Raw genomic sequence first — 15,152 nt, forward strand, 5'->3', positions numbered from 1 at the left:
AGAAGCAGACGTCACTCGCGCACGTACAGCCGGAGGGTGATGTACGAGGTGATCGCTGCCATGCCGAGCCCTGACAGCAGCAGAATCGGTGCGATCAGCAGCACGTCGCTCGCGGTGATCCGGGCGAGAATGTTCGCCTGGTACAGATCGTCCAGCACGGAGTCGATGAACACCGATTTGGCCGTGAACAGTGCCGCGATGGCGAGAACGGCACCCACCAGTGCTGCGACGACCGCTTCGAGCAGGAACGGCAACTGGGTGTACCAACGGGTGGCTCCCACCAATCGCATGATGCCGACCTCGGTGCGGCGAGTGAACGCCGCGATCTGAACCATGTTGGCGATCAACAGGATTGCTGCGAGCGCCTGAACGACCGCGATCGCGAAGGCGGCGTTGCGGACCCCTGACAGCACGCTGAACAGTCGATCGACCAGTTCGCGTTGGTTGAGCACGCTCTGCACGCCGGGTCGCTGGGCGAACTGATCGTTGATGACTCCGAATCGCTCGGGGTCGCTGAGCTTGACCTTGAACGAGGCCGGGAAGCTGTCCGGACTGACCAGGGATGCAAGCTCGGGTTGGTCCTTGAAGACACGGTTCGTGGCGTCGGCCACGGCGTCGGCCCGGTTCAGGTACTGCACGGACACCACGGACGGGGTTGACTCGATATCGCGACGAAGGGCGGCGCAGATGTCCCCCGAACAGTCCGGGTCCGTCGTCGACACGTCGTCGGTCAGGAAGATCTGGACCTCGACGCGATCGAGGAAGATCTGTTGGGTCTTCCCGGCCATCTGGACCACCAGCAGTCCGCCACCGAACAGCCCGAGCGAGATCGCGGTGGTCAGGATCATCGCGATCGTCATGGTGATGTTGCGGCGCAGGCCGGTGAGGACCTCGCCGAACAGAAAACTTGCGCGCATCGTCAGAAAACTTTCGTCGTTCGAATGTGGCCGGAAGCTGGTGGGGCGGTTACCTGCCCACGCCGTAGACGCCTCTGGCCTCGTCCCGGACCACACGGCCGTTGTCTAGTTCGACCACCCGCCGACGCATGGAGTCGACGATGTGGTTGTCGTGAGTCGCCATCAGGACCGTCGTTCCCGTTCGGTTGATGCGCTCGAGGAGCAGCATGATGTCCGAACTGGTGTCCGGGTCGAGGTTGCCGGTGGGTTCGTCGGCGAGCAGGACCAGTGGCCGGTTGACGAAGGCACGCGCGATTGCCACGCGTTGCTGCTCGCCGCCGGAGAGTTCGGTCGGCAGGCGATCGGCCTTACCGGACAACCCGACGAGATCGAGAACCTCGGGAACCGTGCGCTGGATCATCGAACGTGGCTTTCCGATCACCTCGAGGGCGAACGCCACGTTCTCGGCTACGGATTTCTTCTGCAGAAGCCGGAAATCCTGGAACACGCAGCCCATGGTCTGACGCAAGCGCGGGACCCGGCGGCCCGACAGGCGGTTGACGTGAAAGGACGCGACGTGGATGTCACCCGAGGTCGGGGTCTCCTCCTTGAGGAGCAACCGCATGAACGTCGACTTCCCGGATCCGGACGGTCCGATGAGGAAGACGAATTCGCCTTTCTCGATGTCCACCGACACCTTGTCCAGCGCGGGGCGAGTCGACGACTTGTAGGACTTGGACACATTCTCCACGCTGATCACGGGTCGCCAGTGTAGCCGCGCGCACCCCGCCTACCCTGGACCGCCGCGCGCGGTAGAGCTGTGCTCAGTTCAAGATGTTGATCGCACGGGCGAGGACCATCGCCACCGTCGCGAGGGCGATCACCGACTGGATCGACATGGCGAGCTTCGCCCACCGAGTCATGGGCATCGTGTCGGTCGGGCTGAACGCGGTGGCATTGGTGAACGACACGTACAGGTAGTCCGCGAACCGCGGTTCCCAGTGCGGGTCGGCCATGCCCGGAGCGGTCATCTGCGGAAACAGGAAGTCCGGATACTCCGCAAGTCCCGCGGACCGCGCGGCCGGGCCGCCGCGGTCGAGTTCCCAGTACCAGAGTCCGAACACGATGATGTTCGTCAGATAGATGGCGCCGCCGGTGGCCAGCAGCGCAGGAGCCTGCACTCCGTGCGCACCGGTGACGATGTCGACGACGAGTCGGACGGCCGAGTACGCGTTCGCGAGGCTCGCCAGGGTGATGAGAGTGAGACTCAGCGCCCGCAGCGGCGTCGAGATCCGATCGATTCTGAGTGGATTCGCCGCCACCAACACCACGAGCAGCACCGCCTCGATGGTCGGAAGCACATACCGCGACGTCAGGTTGAGGCCGTCGGGCAGGCTGACTTGGAGGGCGATCATCGCAAGCATCGCGATGGCTGCCGCCCACCTGGGCTCTCCCGCCGTGACGCGGCGCCAGGCCGGAAGGGCGTCCTCGCTCACCGCGCCGGCGTGGTGGTGGGGGCCTGCCCGGGTAGCTGTAGACCGGGGATGGTGGGGAGCTGGAATCCGGGGGTCGTCGTCGGGGCCGGTGTGGTGGTTGCCGTACCGCTGCCGCCGGTGGTTCCGACATCGGGCGACGTGGTGTTCGGCGCCGTCGCGCTCGTCGTCGGGGTCGACGTTGTCGATGGCACCCTGGTCGGGGTGTACTGCTGCGTCGGCGCCACTTCGGTGGTGGACGGAGCGGGCGGCACGTACACGGGCGAGTTCTCGTTCAGGGTCGGGTCGTACCGAACCGAATTCCACAGCAGCAGAACAAGAAAGAACAGCACGCCGAGGGCGGCCGTCGTGGTTCTGATTCCACCGGGCAGGTGCGACGGAACCTTCGACAACCAACCGAACCGGGACTTCTTGCCCTCGGCCGACTCGTCGACGGGGGGAATCTCGGACTGCGTCACAGGTCGCTCCCCACGGTTCGGTCGGCCGAAAGCTCGGGCGAGACGGTGATGCCGTTGCGCCGCAACGTGATGGCGATGCGGGCGCGCAGTTCACGACCCACCTCGAACTGCTTGCCCGGCAAGGTTCTGGCCACCACCCGCAGGTTCACCTGATCCACCTCGATACTTTCGACGCCCATCACGGTGGGCTCGTCGAGCAGCAGCGCGGCGAGATGCCTGTCGTTGTGCGTTTCCTGTCCGACGGACTTGAGCAACTCGGTGACCTTCGCCAGGTCCGCGGTGGGGGGTACGGGGACGTCGATGACCGCTCGCGCCCAGTCCTTCGAGAGGTTGACTGCCTTGACGATCTGTCCGTTCGGAACGGTGATGACCTCGCCCTCCGCCGACCGCACCCGGGTGACTCGAAGCGTCACGTCCTCGACGGTGCCGACTGCGTCGTTCGCGGTACCGGTGATCGCGAGCTGCACCACGTCGCCGTAGCCGTACTGACGTTCGGTGATGATGAAGAACCCGGACAGGATGTCCTGGACGATGCGCTGCGCACCGAATCCGAGCGCGGCGCCGAGCACCGTCGCGGGCGCGACCAGGCTCGTGATGGGGAAACCGAGGCGTTGGAGCACCCGGATTCCGACCAGAACGTAGATCAGGGCGATCACGACCCAGGTGATCACCTGCGCGAGCGAATGCCGATGCTTCGCCGCTTCCGTGCGAATGAGGGCGTCGGTCTGCTGATACGTCCGGTCGATGCGTCCGGTGATCTTGGCGCCGGCCCAGTTCACGGCACGGCCGGCGAGCAGGCCGCCCAGAATCCACAGGATCATTTCCAGGAAATTGTTCTGCAGCCAGAAGACCAGATCGGGCGGAGGTGTCAGGAAGCCCATGGCGGTTACGCCTCGTCCGAGCGCATGCGCCACCGGATGCCCGACTCGATGAACCCGTCGATGTCACCGTCGAGCACGGCGGACGGATTGTTGACCTCGTACTCGGTACGCAGGTCCTTCACCATCTGATAGGGGTGCAGGACGTAGGAGCGCATCTGATTGCCCCAGGAACTGCCGCCGTCACCCTTGAGGGCGTCCATCTCCGCGCGTTCTTCCTTGCGCTTGACCTCCAGCAACTTGGCCTGCAGCACGCGCATTGCCGACACCTTGTTCTGCAGCTGCGACTTCTCGTTCTGACACGTCACGACGATTCCGGTCGGGATGTGGGTCAGGCGCACCGCGGAGTCGGTGGTGTTGACGGACTGACCGCCGGGCCCCGACGACCGGTACACGTCGACACGGATGTCGCCCTCCGGAATCTCGATGTGGTCGGTCGTCTCCACCACGGGAAGTACCTCGACCTCCGCGAACGACGTCTGACGGCGACCCTGGTTGTCGAACGGACTGATCCGCACCAACCTGTGGGTGCCCTGCTCGATCGACAGGGTCCCGTAACTGTAGGGCGCCTTCACCGCGAACGTCGCACTCTTGATGCCGGCCTCTTCCGCATACGACGTGTCGTAGACCTCGACGCCGTATCCATGCTTCTCCGCCCAGCGGATGTACATGCGCATCAGCATCTCCGCCCAGTCGGCCGCGTCGATCCCGCCCGCTCCGGAGCGAATGTTGACCAAGGCGTCACGCTTGTCGTACTCACCCGAGAGCAGCGTTCTGACTTCCAGCAACTCGACATCGGCATGCAGTGACGTGCGCTCGCCGTCGGCCTCGGCGAGTGCATCGGCGCCCGCAGCGCCCTCTTCGGCCTCGGCGAGCTCGTACAGAATGGGCAGATCGTCGAGCCGTTGCCGCAGTTCCTCGACCCGACGCAATTCGGTTTGAGCGTGGGAGAGCTGGCTGGTGACCTGCTGTGCGTGCTCCTGGTCGTTCCACAGTTCCGGGTCTGCGGCCTGATGCTCGAGCTCGTCGATTCGACGCCGGAGTTCGTCGATGTCGAGCACCGACTCCACCGTTTTCAAGGTGGCGTCGAGCTCGGCTATGTCTGCGGAAACGTCGGGATGCACGGTAGTCGAGGCTACCGGGAGCGGCGACGTCGTGATGACACCCGTCGATGACACCGAGTGTCAACCCTTCCGATCACGTCGCGCGGATCACTGGCGCCACAGCGCTCGCTTCGGCACGGTTCACATGCGTCGGATCGCATGCGGCAAACCAACAAAGGACATCGATGACAGTCACGGACGAGTATCTGAAGAACAACGAGACATACGCAGCACAGTTCGAAGGCCCGCTACCGCTTCCTCCGAGCAAGCACGTTGCCGTGGTGGCGTGCATGGATGCGCGCCTGGACGTGTACCGGATCCTGGGGATCGCCGACGGTGAATCACACGTCATCCGCAACGCCGGCGGCGTGGTGACCGACGACGAGATCCGATCCCTCGCCATCAGCCAGAGACTCCTGGGCACCACGGAGATCATCCTGATTCACCACACCGACTGCGGGATGCTGACGTTCACCGACGACGACTTCAAGGCGGGGATCCTGAGTGAGACCGGTGTGAAGCCGGCGTGGTCGGCAGAAGCGTTCTCCGATCTCGACGAGGACGTTCGGCAGTCCCTGAAGCGCATCGAGACGTCTCCGTTCGTGAGCAAGACGACGTCCCTGCGTGGGTTCGTCTTCGACGTGGCGACCGGGAAGCTGAAGGAAGTCACCTCGTAGTGTTGTGACGGCGGAGAGCTGTGATGCCGGGCGCCGGGCGATGAGTAATCTCGTCCGGTGCCCGATTACTCCCCCGACCTCGAACTCGCCCTACGTCTCGCCGACGCGGCCGACGACATCACCCGCGACCGGTTTCGTGCCGTGGATCTTCGGGTGGACGACAAGCCGGATCTGACTCCGGTGTCGGACGCCGACCTCGCGGTCGAGACCGCGGTTCGAGGAATGATCGCAGCGCAGCGTCGAGGGGACGCCGTCCTGGGCGAGGAGTTCGGGGGCGACGCGTCGTTCGTCGGGCGGCAGTGGGTGGTCGATCCCATCGACGGAACGAAGAACTTCGTCCGCTCCGTACCGATCTGGGCCACGCTGATCGCCCTGCTCGACGACGGTGTGCCCGTCGTCGGCGTGGTGAGTGCGCCGGCGTTGAACCGGCGGTGGTGGGCCTGCGCCGGAGCGGGGGCGTTCGGCCGTTTCGGCGACGAGGAAGCTCGGCGTCTTCAGGTGTCGTCGGTCCACGACATCGGGTCGGCGAGCCTGAGTTTCGCCAGCCTGTCCGGATGGCGCGAGTTGGGTCTGCGTGAGGACTTCGTCGACCTGACCGACGCCGTCTGGCGAGTGCGCGGATACGGGGACTTCTTCTCCTACTGTCTGCTGGCCGAAGGCGGGTTGGACATCGCCACCGAACCCGAGGTGTCGTTGTGGGACCTGGCACCGCTCGACCTCATCGTGCGTGAGGCGGGCGGGCGATTCACCGCGCTGAACGGAGCCGCCGGGCCGCACGGAGGCAGTGCGGTGGCCACGAACGGGCTGCTCCACGACGCGGTACTGGCTCGACTCCAGCCGCGATCTACTCGGTAGTAGACACCTATCTTACCGGTGAGTAAGATAGAGGAGTCCACGACCGAACACCGAGAAGCAGCTGGTGATCATGACGAAGCAAGACAGCGTACGAGATACTTCCGCGCCGGGCCTGAACCCCGTCAAACGTGACGCGATCGGCACCGCGATGCGCGTGCTGACCAAGATCACCGGTTCGGAGCTGGCCGAGAAGTACAACCTCCGCCAGACCATCGACCGCGTGACCTACGAGAGCACCAAGACCGGGTTCAAGACACTGGGCGCGGCCACCCGCACGTTCGAGAAGGTCGCAGGCGGCGGCAAGCCCGAGCGGCTCCCCGACGCGACCGTTGCGCGCAAGGACTACTTCGACCTGACGCCCGACGACGAGCAGAAGATGATCGTCGAGACGGTGAAGGAGTTCGCCGAGGAAATAATGCGTCCGGCCGCGCACGACGCCGACGAGGCCGCGGAGTCCCCCGCGGACCTGGGCCGCCGTGCAGCCGAACTGGGCATCACTCTGATCAACGTCCCCGAACAGCTCGAGGGCGCCGCGAGCGAACGCGGAGCGGTCACCAATTCGCTTGTCGCAGAGGCACTCGCGTACGGCGACATGGGCCTTGCACTTCCGATCCTCGCGCCGAGCGGTGTCGCGGTCGCTCTCACCCAGTGGGGCACCGACGCGCAGCAGAAGACGTACCTCCCGGCGTTCACCGGTGAGACGGTTCCCGGCGCGTCCGTCGTGATCAACGAGCCTCGTGCGCTGTTCGATCCGTTCGCGTTGCAGACCAAGGCCGTCCGCTCCCCCAGCGGTTACAAGCTCAACGGCGTCAAGAGCCTGGTTCCTGCGGCTGCGTCGGCCGAGTTGTTCGTCATCGGCGCGGAGCTGGACGGCAAGCCGTGCTTCTTCATCGTCGAATCCGACACCAAAGGGCTTGTCGTCGAAGCGGATCCCAGCATGGGCCTGCGGGCGGCGGGTCTCGGACGACTGCACCTGACCGACGTAGCGGTGCCCGAATCCGCACTGCTCGGCGACGGCGATTCGACGAGTCGGGCCGGGGAGTACGCCGACGCCGTGCGTCTGGCTCGCCTCGGATGGGCATCGATGGCCGCAGGCACGTCCAAGGCCGTTCTCGACTACGTCGTCCCGTACGTGAACGAGCGCACCGCGTTCGGTGAGCCGATCAGCAACCGTCAGGCAGTCGCGTTCATGGTGGCCAATATCGCCATCGAACTCGACAGCATCCGCCTGGTGACCCAACGCGGCGCGTCGCGCGCCGAGCAGGGACTGTCGTTCGCTCGCGAATCGGCGCTGGCTCGCCGCCTGGCCACCGACAAGGGCATGCAGATCGGCCTCGACGGCGTGCAGCTGCTCGGCGGCCACGGCTTCACCAAGGAGCACCCGGCCGAGCGCTGGTACCGCGACCTGCGTGCCGTCGGCGTCGCCGAGGGCATCGTCCTCATCTGATTCGCCCACCCTTCTTTCTCGACTCACTCCTTGACTAAGGAACCACGATGATCAATCTCGAGCTCCCCAGAAAGCTGAAGGCTCAGGCGAACCAGGCACATCAGGTCGCCGCCGAGATCTTCCGTCCGATCTCACGCAAATACGACCTCGCCGAGCACGAATATCCGGTCGAGCTGAACACCATGGCCGCCATGGTCGAAGGCATGACCGACGCCGGCGGTGACATCGGCGGCGCAGCCGGCGGGCGTGACAAGAACAGCGAAGATGCACCCAAGCCCAGCAAGACGGCAAACGCCAACGGCGGCAACATGTCCGCTCTGGTCAACGTCATCGAGACGTGCTGGGGTGACGTCGGCCTGACGTTGTCCATCCCGTACCAGGGTCTCGGCAACTCGGCCATCGCCGCCGTGGCCACCGACGCCCAGCTCGAGCGTTTCGGCAAGGTGTGGGCGTCCATGGCCATCACCGAGCCCAGCTTCGGCTCCGACTCCGCAGCCGTCACCGCGACCGCCACGCTCGACGGCGACGAGTGGGTCCTCAACGGCGAGAAGATCTACGTCACTGCGGGTGAGCGTTCCACCCACGTCGTGGTGTGGGCGAGCGTCGACAAGAGCAAGGGACGCGCGGCCATCAAGTCGTTCGTCGTTCCGCGCGACACCCCGGGAATGACCGTGGCCCGGCTCGAGCACAAGCTCGGCATCAAGGCGTCCGACACCGCGGCATTGCTGTTCGAGAACTGCCGCATCCCGAAGGACAACCTCCTCGGATCCGCAGATGTCAACACGGACAAGGGCTTTGCGGGCGTCATGCAGACGTTCGACAACACGCGTCCGCTCGTGGCCGGTATGGCCATCGGCGTCGCCCGTGCCGCACTGGAAGAGCTGCGCACCATCCTGACCGACGCCGGCGTCGACATTTCGTACGACGCTCCGTCGAACAGTCAGAGCGCTGCGGCGTCGGAGTACATCCGGCTCGAATCCGACTGGGAAGCGGCATACCTGCTTGCGCTTCGCGCAGCGTGGATGGCCGACAACAAGGAGCCGAACTCGCTGCAGGCCTCGATGTCCAAGGCCAAGGCCGGGCGCACCGCGACGGACGTCACTCTCAAGGCAGTGGAGTTGGCCGGGACCTTCGGCTACTCCGAGCGGTTGCTGCTCGAGAAGTGGTCGCGCGACTCGAAGATCCTCGACATCTTCGAGGGCACCCAGCAGATTCAGCAGCTGATCGTTGCTCGTCGAGTGCTCGGAAAGTCGTCCGCCGAACTGAAGTGATTCGTACCCGAGAGCGGGCCCGGTGCAGATCGACGCACCGGGCCCGTTCTCTCGTTCAGCTCGACATCGCTTGCGGCGACGCCTCTCTCGCATCCTCCACGAGTCGATGGATGCGGCCCGTGAGCTCGTCCAACTGATCGAGCACATCCGTCCGCAATGCCGCTTCGGTGGCCCGGTCCAGACCCGGCCCGCCTTCTGCCTGCACCGCGATAAGCAGTTCGATATTCGTGCGTAGAGCCGTCAGGGGAGCCTGCAACTCCGCACCGGCGTCCACGACCAGTTGGCTCTGACGCGCCCGTGACGAGTCGAGCGCGCGAAGCATCGCATTGAACCCGACGGCCAACTGAGCCAACTCGTCCTTGCCGGTCACCGTGATCGGCGTCAGGTCTCCCATCGACGCCACCCGCCGTGTCGCACGAGTGAGGCGCTCGACCGGCCTCAAGCCGATTCCCGCCGCCGCGGCGCCCACTGCGGCCGCGAGAAGAATGAGGAGGCCCCCCAGGGCGCTGAGCCACACCACCAGCGTGTGCATGGTCGGCGCCATGGTGGATTCGGGTTCCGCCACCAGAACGATGTCTCCCCCGACCGCGGTTATGCCGCACATCAGGAAACCGTCCGCTTCGGTGGAAACCTGGCCTGTCTCACCTCTCACGAGGGGCTGCAGCGACGTGGACATCTGACCGCTCTCGGTCAGGAACGGTTCGGTGGATCCGTCCTGCGCGATGAATTCGCCCGCCGCCGTGATCATCGCGACGCGCATGGGGCCGGTTCCGTCGTTGGCGAAGCCGAGTGCGTTCGGCGACATCTGCGTGGACGAACTGACCGCCAGTTTGGCTGCGTTCCGCTCGACGCGCTCCGCGATCTGCGCACGCAGAGCGTCTTCGGTGACGACGTAGATGGCAATCGAACAGGCCGCCACCGCGATGGCCGCCAGAGCGGTCGTCAAGAGCAGAACGCGGCGCCGCATCGACAACCCCTCACCCGGGAAGGGCCGGGCGGAATGGAATCGCAGTCGTCGCACCACACGAGTATCAGCGTCGATGCTGAGATGGCGCTGAGGGGTGTTCGGCGGGGCTGGGCGAAGCTCGCCTCGTACACCGCGACCGGGGCCGGAAACGACTTCAGGCTCGGAATCCGAAGATTCCGAGCCTGAAGAGTGGTAGCGGGGACAGGATTTGAACCTGCGACCTCTGGGTTATGAGCCCAGCGAGCTACCGAGCTGCTCCACCCCGCGATGCCTGCACCCGCTGCGATTCGTGAACCGCTTCGGTTGCTGAACAAGAAGTTACCGGACGGCGTCGACCAATAGCAAATCGCGTGCCGAGCAACGGGATTCCCGCGTCGAACGGGTGGAAATACGCGGAAATCGGGTGACCGCGGTCTCAAAAAGAGGGTGATCCCCGCCACGTAACAACAAGATCACGATCAGGACACGGTTGTGCTGTCATACCGTCCGAACAGGCCGAATGCCGATTTTGGGCCTGGTCTCGCGCCCCGGGTATGGAGCGAAAGTACATATGACGACCCACGATTCCTCCATTACCGTCGCCCTCGGTCCGCATCAAGGCCAGGCCGACCCGCCGCTGGACGCTCACTGCCCCGCGGGATCGGATACCCGACTTACCCGGGGGCAGGGATCGACGAGCATCAATGGCCTTCACGCGCCGCTCGCGTCTACCAGCACGAGAGGATTCATTCCGCATGACCACAGCAAAGAAGATCAGCACGCGCGCACTCGGATGGGCCGCTGTCACCGGCGCGGCCGTCGCAATTCCGCTCGGGCTGAGCACCGGTACCGCCAGCGCTGCAACCCACAACTGGGACGGCGTCGCACAGTGCGAGAGCGGCGGCAACTGGGGCATCAACTCCGGCAACGGTTACTACGGCGGTCTCCAGTTCTCGCAAAGCACCTGGGCCGCCAACGGCGGTTCCGGATCGGCACACAACGCGTCGAAGGCCGAGCAGGTCCGCGTCGCCGAGAACGTCCTGCAGACCCAGGGAGCAGGTGCGTGGCCCGTGTGCGGCCAGTACCTCAGCTCGGGTTCGACCGCTGCGGCCCAGAGCCCGGCAGCGGCACCCGCTCCGGCGGCGGCCCCCGCCGCGGCACCGGCCCCCGCACCGCTGGCCGGTCTGGTCGATCAGGGCAAGGCCATCGCCGACCAGTACGGTCTCGGGCAGCAGTACAGCGACCTGGTCAACGCCAACGCCGGCTTGATCAACGGCATCGGCCGATAATCAGCCGATAGAAAAAGCCCCACACCGTCACGGTGTGGGGCTTTTTCGTCATGATGCGGCAACTGTCACCCGCCGGATGCGTTGTACTGATCGACTGCCGTCTGCAGTGCGTTCAGAGCGTCACCCAACTGCGCGAAATTGCCCGATGTCTGCGCCGCGCGGACGTTCTGCAGGGCCGTGTTCAGACCGGCGACGGCGGCATCCCGATTGGCCGGCGCCTGCGGACTCTGCGAGGTCGACGGGGCTGCCGACGACGACGGGGCGGGCGAGCTCGTCTGACCGCCCGTGTCGGACGGCGACTGAGTAGGAACTGTTGCCGGAGTTCCCGCACCCTGTCCGATCGCTTGGTTCAGCGCCTCGCTGAGCGTCGGTGCGTAACCGACACGACCGCCGTAACTCACGAGCACCCTGATGAGCTGCGGGTAGGACGACGAGTCGTTGGCCCGAGAGGCGTACACCGGTTCCACGTACAGCAACCCGCCGTTGCCGACCGGCAAGGTCAGCAGGTTCCCGAAGGTCACCGTGTTCTCGCGACGCACGATACCCAGGTTCTCCGACACCGCTGTCGTGGTCGTCATCTGGTTCTGCACCTGGATCGGACCCTGAGTGGACGTGTCCGTGGGCAACTGCAGGACCGTGATCTTTCCGTACGCCTCCGGTGACGAGTCGGCACTCACGTACGCCCCCAGAACCTGCCGCCGGAATCCGGTCAGTGCGCTGGTGAGCTGGAACGTGGCCCCTTCCGACCTGGTCGACGGGTCCGCCGCCACGACGTAGTACGGCGGCTGACTCAAGTTGGTACCGGTGCCGCCGTCGACGGTGGGATCACCGGGCACTTCCCAGAACGCGTTGTTGGTGAAGAACTCTCGCGGATCGTTCACGTGGTACCGCGTCAACAGTTCGCGTTGGACCTTGAACAGATCCTCCGGGTACTTGAAATGGCTTGCCAATTCGGGCGAGATGTCCGACTTCGGCAACACGGTTCCCGGGAACACCGACATCCATGCCTTCAGCACCGGATCGTTCTCGTCCTGCTGGTAGAGCTTGACGGTTCCGTCGTAGGCATCGACGGTGGCCTTCACGGAGTTCCGGATGTACCCGACCTGCTTGCTCGGAAGCGCGCGAGTCGTGGTGGAGGCCAGGGAGTCCACGGTCGCGTCGTCCAGCGACATCTGCTGCGAGTACGGGTAGTTGTCCAAGGTCGTGTAACCGTCGATGATCCACACGATCTTGCCGTCCACGACGGCCGGATAGGTCGATCCGTCGAGGGTCAACCAGGGAGCGGTCTTCTGCACTCGGTCGCGCGGATCACGGTTGAAGATGATCTTCGACTGATCGTCGATCGCGCTGGAGAACAGCAGATTGCGCTCGGTGTACTTGGCGGCGAACAACGCCCTGTTGAACCAGTTGTCGATGGGCACACCGCCCTGACCGTCGTACGTGAAACTCTTGCTGTCCGAGTCGTATTCGCGAGGATCTCCGCCGGATCCGACAATGGAGTAGTCGGCGTCCGAGTTCGCGATCACGGGCCCGTAGTAGATGCGGGGTTGGTCGAGCTTCGCCGGACCGTCGTTGCGGATGGTTCCTTCGCGGTTGTTCTCGATCCAGTTGATGTCGTAGTCCGGATACCCGCCCGTGTCGGCACTCGTATCACCGTCCGTGGCGACGCCGACGACCGAATTGGCCGGTGCGGCAACGAAGCCGTTGCCGTGGGTGTAGACCGTGTGCCGGTTGATCCAGTCGGTCTGGTTGCCGTTGAGGGACTGGGGCGAAATTTCACGAGCCGCCACGACGTAGTCACGAAGCTGGCCGTTCGTCTCGTACCGGTCCACCGCCAACGAGTCGGGGAAGCCGTAGAAGTTTCGGATCTGCTGCTGCTGAGTGAAGGTCCGAGACAACACGTTCGGATCGAGCAGTCGAATATTGGACAAGGTATCGGTGTCGCTGGCAACCTGCTGCGGCGATTCGCTCGCCTGACCGGAATAGTCCTTGTACTCGACTGTGCCGTCGGTGATTCCGTAGGCCTCTCGGGTCGCCTGAATATTGCGTTCGATGAACGGGCTTTCCTTGTCGGCCGCGTTCGGGCGCACCGAGAACTGCTCCACCACGAGCGGCCACACTGCGCCGACGAGGATCGACGACAGCACCAGCAGCGCTGTGGCCAACGCCGGGATCCGCAGGTCGCGAAGGAAGATTGCGGCGAAGAACGCGGCAGCACAGATGACCGCTATGGCGAGCAGGATCAATTTGGCGGGCAGCACCGCGTTGATGTCGGTGAAGCCGGCTCCGGTGAAGGTGGGTTCCTTGCGCCCGCTCGACAGCAGTGAGTACCGGTCGAACCAGTAAGCCACGGCCTTGAGCACGATGAACGTTCCGGCGAGGGCCGCAAGCTGGATGCGAGCGGACTTCGTCAGTGCACCCTCGCGGCCGGTCAGTCGGAGGCCGCCGAAGATGTAGTGCGTCAGCAGTGCGACGAGGAACGCGATCAGCGTCGCCACGAACAGCCAGTTGAGCACCGACCGGTAGAACGGCAGGTCGAAGGCATAGAAGCCGACATCGAGTCCGAACTGCGGGTCCTGTATGCCGAAGGATCCGCCGTGCAGGAACAGCTGAACGGTGACCCAGTTTCCCTGCGCGACAAGGCCGGACAGCACACCCACCACGATGGGAACGCCGATGCCGAACAGTCGCAGCCGGCTCATGACGGTCGTGCGGTAGCGCGCGATCGGATCGTTCGGCCCGGCGACGGGGACAAAGACCGGACGAGACCGGTACGCCACCACCATGGCCCCGAACACGATGCCGCCCACCAGCAGTGCGACGACCAGGAACGTGATGAGGCGAGTGAAGAGAACCGTGGTGAAGACACCGCGGAATCCGACCTCGCCGAACCACAGCCAGTCCGTGTACGTGTACACGATCCTGGGGCCGACCAGCAGGAGAACTGCCACCACAAGCGCCAGTACGAGAAGGGTTCGGCTGCGCCTCGACAGAGACGGCAGTCCGGTTGGGGGCCTCATGCCCACGTGCCACACTCCAGTTTTCGCGCGATACCCGACCTGCTCGTCGCAGATGTGGCAGTTATCGCAATGTCCGATTTTTCCGCCACTCTACGCAAGCGTCGAGCGACCGCCGTCGAGCCGCTGGGTGGCGGTGGCGGCGATGCCGACTGTAGTACCGAGTGCAAGGATGGTCGGGTGAGCGAGAGAGACGACGCGTACTTCGATCACGGCGCCGACGCCGAGGGTGCAGAAGCCGCTCTGGCCCGTTGCGTGCGCGAGGTGGTCGAGTTCGTCGACGCAGGCGGTTGGGACCAGCCGCCGCAGATGTTCGCGATCGTGTCCACCGCCGCACTGGCGGCAGCGGAACCCGCTCTGCTCGACCAGTTGGCCGACGGCGCCGAACTGACTCCCGTTGCGCAGGAGCGGCTTCCCGCCGACGTCGACGGCGGGTCCCCCGCGCTCGACGAGTTCCTGGCCACCACGTCCTGGCCTGCCTCGGTGTCCGGTTGCGCGTTGGTCGAGGAGATCGTGGTACTTCCGCCCGACGCCGAATCCGATCTCGACAGTGCGCTCGCGCCGCTGCTGGCCGATCGGGACGCGGCCGATCACGCCGCGCGCATCGCTGCCGAGTCGCACCCCGAGCGGCGTGACGGACGACTCATCGCCGCAGTGCTTCGGGACGGGCCGGCCCTGGCGCTGCTGCAACTGCGCCCGCACGAGGACGACGACGATCCGGACGCGCCCGTCGAACTTCTGACGTACGAAAACTTGGCTCCGAACGTCGTCGCCGCGCTCTATGCCACCCTCGACGCGGTCGAGGACGACGACTAGCGCCCC

14 protein-coding genes and 1 tRNA gene are annotated in these 15,152 nt (G+C 65.0%); 6 read left to right on the forward strand and 9 right to left on the reverse strand.

Annotated features, from left to right (window positions below; genetic code table 11):
- Positions 1-11: 11 nt before the first annotated feature.
- The 6 genes from ftsX to prfB all read right to left on the reverse strand — a co-directional run bounded on the left by ftsX (position 12) and on the right by prfB (position 4,849).
- Positions 12-917, reverse strand: coding sequence for a permease-like cell division protein FtsX (gene ftsX, locus IEW02_RS13810; RefSeq protein WP_188545442.1), 906 nt, complete (start codon positions 915-917; stop codon positions 12-14).
- Positions 918-966: 49 nt separating this feature from the next.
- Positions 967-1,656 carry a cell division ATP-binding protein FtsE gene (gene ftsE / locus IEW02_RS13815; protein WP_188545443.1) on the reverse strand — a complete coding sequence of 230 codons (690 nt, stop codon included), beginning with the start codon at positions 1,654-1,656 and terminating at the stop codon, positions 967-969.
- A 64-nt stretch (positions 1,657-1,720) separates the two neighbouring features.
- Positions 1,721-2,392, reverse strand: a complete 672-nt coding sequence (locus IEW02_RS13820; protein ID WP_188545444.1) for a hypothetical protein — start codon at positions 2,390-2,392, stop codon at positions 1,721-1,723.
- On the reverse strand, positions 2,389-2,847 hold the full coding sequence (locus tag IEW02_RS13825) for a hypothetical protein (RefSeq protein WP_188545445.1): 459 nt from the start codon (positions 2,845-2,847) through the stop codon (positions 2,389-2,391). Before IEW02_RS13825 ends, IEW02_RS13820 begins: the two co-directional genes overlap by 4 nt.
- Positions 2,844-3,728, reverse strand: coding sequence for a mechanosensitive ion channel family protein (locus tag IEW02_RS13830; RefSeq protein ID WP_188545446.1), 885 nt, complete (start codon positions 3,726-3,728; stop codon positions 2,844-2,846). Before IEW02_RS13830 ends, IEW02_RS13825 begins: the two co-directional genes overlap by 4 nt.
- 5 nt (positions 3,729-3,733) lie before the next feature.
- Entirely contained in the window at positions 3,734-4,849 is a 1,116-nt protein-coding gene (prfB, locus tag IEW02_RS13835; RefSeq protein ID WP_188545447.1) for a peptide chain release factor 2, read from the reverse strand.
- A gap of 164 nt (positions 4,850-5,013) precedes the next feature.
- Between prfB and IEW02_RS13840 the strand changes: the two genes are divergently transcribed.
- The 4 genes from IEW02_RS13840 to IEW02_RS13855 all read left to right on the forward strand — a co-directional run bounded on the left by IEW02_RS13840 (position 5,014) and on the right by IEW02_RS13855 (position 9,078).
- A complete protein-coding gene (locus IEW02_RS13840) occupies positions 5,014-5,505 on the forward strand; it encodes a beta-class carbonic anhydrase (RefSeq protein ID WP_188545448.1) in 492 nt (163 codons plus the stop codon).
- A 57-nt stretch (positions 5,506-5,562) separates the two neighbouring features.
- Positions 5,563-6,360 carry an inositol monophosphatase family protein gene (locus IEW02_RS13845; protein WP_188545449.1) on the forward strand — a complete coding sequence of 266 codons (798 nt, stop codon included), beginning with the start codon at positions 5,563-5,565 and terminating at the stop codon, positions 6,358-6,360.
- Positions 6,361-6,424: 64 nt separating this feature from the next.
- Complete coding sequence (locus tag IEW02_RS13850) at positions 6,425-7,807, forward strand: acyl-CoA dehydrogenase family protein (RefSeq protein ID WP_371829955.1); 1,383 nt, start codon at positions 6,425-6,427, stop codon at positions 7,805-7,807.
- 47 nt (positions 7,808-7,854) lie between these two features.
- Positions 7,855-9,078, forward strand: coding sequence for an acyl-CoA dehydrogenase family protein (locus IEW02_RS13855; protein ID WP_188545451.1), 1,224 nt, complete (start codon positions 7,855-7,857; stop codon positions 9,076-9,078).
- A gap of 55 nt (positions 9,079-9,133) precedes the next feature.
- Here the strand turns inward: IEW02_RS13855 and IEW02_RS13860 are convergent, their stop codons facing one another.
- Both IEW02_RS13860 and IEW02_RS13865 read right to left on the reverse strand, forming a co-directional pair.
- On the reverse strand, positions 9,134-10,099 hold the full coding sequence (locus IEW02_RS13860; RefSeq protein ID WP_188545452.1) for a HAMP domain-containing protein: 966 nt from the start codon (positions 10,097-10,099) through the stop codon (positions 9,134-9,136).
- 136 nt (positions 10,100-10,235) lie between these two features.
- A tRNA-Met gene (locus tag IEW02_RS13865) sits at positions 10,236-10,312 on the reverse strand.
- 467 nt (positions 10,313-10,779) lie between these two features.
- Between IEW02_RS13865 and IEW02_RS13870 the strand changes: the two genes are divergently transcribed.
- Complete coding sequence (locus IEW02_RS13870) at positions 10,780-11,313, forward strand: transglycosylase family protein (RefSeq protein WP_188545453.1); 534 nt, start codon at positions 10,780-10,782, stop codon at positions 11,311-11,313.
- Positions 11,314-11,378: 65 nt separating this feature from the next.
- Here the strand turns inward: IEW02_RS13870 and IEW02_RS13875 are convergent, their stop codons facing one another.
- Complete coding sequence (locus IEW02_RS13875) at positions 11,379-14,339, reverse strand: UPF0182 family protein (protein WP_188545454.1); 2,961 nt, start codon at positions 14,337-14,339, stop codon at positions 11,379-11,381.
- Positions 14,340-14,510: 171 nt separating this feature from the next.
- Here IEW02_RS13875 and IEW02_RS13880 point away from each other — a divergent pair, with 171 nt between their 5' ends.
- On the forward strand, positions 14,511-15,146 hold the full coding sequence (locus IEW02_RS13880; RefSeq protein WP_229746034.1) for a PPA1309 family protein: 636 nt from the start codon (positions 14,511-14,513) through the stop codon (positions 15,144-15,146).
- The last annotated feature ends 6 nt before the right edge of the window (positions 15,147-15,152 follow it).

It is taken from the genome of Rhodococcoides trifolii (assembly GCF_014635345.1).
Classification (GTDB): domain Bacteria; phylum Actinomycetota; class Actinomycetes; order Mycobacteriales; family Mycobacteriaceae; genus Rhodococcoides; species Rhodococcoides trifolii.

Bases quoted from the DNA above. Each gene is read 5' to 3' on its own strand.
- ftsX (WP_188545442.1), bottom strand. From the start codon at position 917: ATGCGCGCAAGTTTTCTGTTCGGCGAGGTCCTCACCGGCCTGCGCCGC.
- IEW02_RS13830 (WP_188545446.1), bottom strand. From the start codon at position 3,728: ATGGGCTTCCTGACACCTCCGCCCGATCTGGTCTTCTGGCTGCAGAAC.
- IEW02_RS13840 (WP_188545448.1), top strand. From the start codon at position 5,014: ATGACAGTCACGGACGAGTATCTGAAGAACAACGAGACATACGCAGCA.
- IEW02_RS13855 (WP_188545451.1), top strand. From the start codon at position 7,855: ATGATCAATCTCGAGCTCCCCAGAAAGCTGAAGGCTCAGGCGAACCAG.
- IEW02_RS13870 (WP_188545453.1), top strand. From the start codon at position 10,780: ATGACCACAGCAAAGAAGATCAGCACGCGCGCACTCGGATGGGCCGCT.